The organism is Bacillus sp. AFS031507 (assembly GCF_002584635.1).
Classification (GTDB): domain Bacteria; phylum Bacillota; class Bacilli; order Bacillales; family Cytobacillaceae; genus Neobacillus.
In genome coordinates this window covers 1601-4534 of sequence record NZ_NUOW01000026.1, presented here as the reverse complement: position 1 = coordinate 4534, position 2934 = coordinate 1601, and the positions used below count along the sequence as shown (strand labels likewise).

General features: G+C 52.7%; 1 rRNA gene. It reads right to left on the bottom strand.

The features are described from left to right. Window positions 1-2934, bottom strand: a 23S ribosomal RNA gene (locus tag COE25_RS23135).

Genomic DNA, 2934 nt, shown 5'->3' with positions numbered 1-2934 from the left:
TGGTTAAGTCCTCGAACGATTAGTATCAGTCAGCTCCACATGTTACCACGCTTCCACCTCTGACCTATCAACCTGATCATCTTTCAGGGTTCTTACTAGCTTGCGCTATGGGAAATCTCATCTTGAGGGGGGCTTCATGCTTAGATGCTTTCAGCACTTATCCCGTCCGCACATAGCTACCCAGCGATGCCCTTGGCAGAACAACTGGTACACCAGCGGTGCGTCCATCCCGGTCCTCTCGTACTAAGGACAGCTCCTCTCAAATTTCCTGCGCCCACGACGGATAGGGACCGAACTGTCTCACGACGTTCTGAACCCAGCTCGCGTACCGCTTTAATGGGCGAACAGCCCAACCCTTGGGACCGACTACAGCCCCAGGATGCGATGAGCCGACATCGAGGTGCCAAACCTCCCCGTCGATGTGGACTCTTGGGGGAGATAAGCCTGTTATCCCCGGGGTAGCTTTTATCCGTTGAGCGATGGCCCTTCCATGCGGAACCACCGGATCACTAAGCCCGACTTTCGTCCCTGCTCGACTTGTAGGTCTCGCAGTCAAGCTCCCTTGTGCCTTTACACTCTGCGAATGATTTCCAACCATTCTGAGGGAACCTTTGGGCGCCTCCGTTACTCTTTAGGAGGCGACCGCCCCAGTCAAACTGCCCACCTGACACTGTCTCCCACCCCGATCAGGGGTGCGGGTTAGAATTTCAATACAGCCAGGGTAGTATCCCACCGACGCCTCCACCGAAGCTAGCGCTCCGGCTTCTCAGGCTCCTACCTATCCTGTACAAGCTGTACCAAAATTCAATATCAGGCTACAGTAAAGCTCCACGGGGTCTTTCCGTCCTGTCGCGGGTAACCTGCATCTTCACAGGTACTATAATTTCACCGAGTCTCTCGTTGAGACAGTGCCCAGATCGTTACGCCTTTCGTGCGGGTCGGAACTTACCCGACAAGGAATTTCGCTACCTTAGGACCGTTATAGTTACGGCCGCCGTTTACTGGGGCTTCGATTCAGAGCTTCGCTTGCGCTAACCCCTCCTCTTAACCTTCCAGCACCGGGCAGGCGTCAGCCCCTATACTTCGCCTTGCGGCTTCGCAGAGACCTGTGTTTTTGCTAAACAGTCGCCTGGGCCTATTCACTGCGGCTCTTCGAGGCTATTCACCTCAAAAAGCACCCCTTCTCCCGAAGTTACGGGGTCATTTTGCCGAGTTCCTTAACGAGAGTTCTCTCGCTCACCTTAGGATTCTCTCCTCGCCTACCTGTGTCGGTTTGCGGTACGGGCACCTTTTATCTCGCTAGAGGCTTTTCTTGGCAGTGTGGAATCAGGAACTTCGGTACTAAATTTCCCTCGCTATCACAGCTCAGCCTTCGCGAGAAGCGGATTTGCCTACTTCTCAGCCTAACTGCTTAGACGCGCATATCCAACAGCGCGCTTACCCTATCCTCCTGCGTCCCCCCATTGCTCAAACGATAAAGAGGTGGTACAGGAATATCAACCTGTTGTCCATCGCCTACGCCTTTCGGCCTCGGCTTAGGTCCCGACTAACCCTGAGCGGACGAGCCTTCCTCAGGAAACCTTAGGCATTCGGTGGATGAGATTCTCACTCATCTTTCGCTACTCATACCGGCATTCTCACTTCTAAGCGCTCCACCAGTCCTTACGGTCTAGCTTCAACGCCCTTAGAACGCTCTCCTACCACTGACATCTAAGATGTCAATCCACAGCTTCGGTGATACGTTTAGCCCCGGTACATTTTCGGCGCAGAGTCATTCGACCAGTGAGCTATTACGCACTCTTTAAATGGTGGCTGCTTCTAAGCCAACATCCTGGTTGTCTAAACAACTCCACATCCTTTTCCACTTAACGTATACTTTGGGACCTTAGCTGGTGGTCTGGGCTGTTTCCCTTTTGACTACGGATCTTATCACTCGCAGTCTGACTCCCACGGATAAGTCTTTGGCATTCGGAGTTTGTCTGAATTCGGTAACCCGATGAGGGCCCCTAGTCCAAACAGTGCTCTACCTCCAAGACTCTTACTACGTGAGGCTAGCCCTAAAGCTATTTCGGAGAGAACCAGCTATCTCCAAGTTCGATTGGAATTTCTCCGCTACCCACACCTCATCCCCGCACTTTTCAACGTGCGTGGGTTCGGGCCTCCATCCAGTGTTACCTGGACTTCACCCTGGACATGGGTAGATCACCTGGTTTCGGGTCTACGACCACATACTCATACGCCCTATTCAGACTCGCTTTCGCTGCGGCTCCGTCTCTTCAACTTAACCTTGCATGGGATCGTAACTCGCCGGTTCATTCTACAAAAGGCACGCTATCACCCATTAACGGGCTCTAACTACTTGTAGGCACACGGTTTCAGGAACTATTTCACTCCCCTTCCGGGGTGCTTTTCACCTTTCCCTCACGGTACTGGTTCACTATCGGTCACTAGGGAGTATTTAGCCTTGGGAGATGGTCCTCCCTGCTTCCGACCGGATTTCTCGTGTCCGGCCGTACTCAGGATCCACTCAGGAGGGAACGAAGTTTCGACTACAGGGTTTTTACCTTCTATGACGGACCTTTCCAGGTCGCTTCATCTACCCCGTTCCTTTGTAACTCCATGTTGAGTGTCCTACAACCCCAAGAGGCAAGCCTCTTGGTTTGGGCTATGTCCCGTTTCGCTCGCCGCTACTCAGGGAATCGCGTTTGCTTTCTCTTCCTCCGGGTACTTAGATGTTTCAGTTCCCCGGGTATGCCTTCAATACCCTATGTATTCAGGTAAAGATACTGTTCCATTACGAACAGTGGGTTCCCCCATTCGGAAATCTCCGGATCAAAGCTTACTTACAGCTCCCCGAAGCATATCGGTGTTAGTCCCGTCCTTCATCGGCTCCTAGTGCCAAGGCATTCACCGTGCGCCCTTTCTAACTTAACC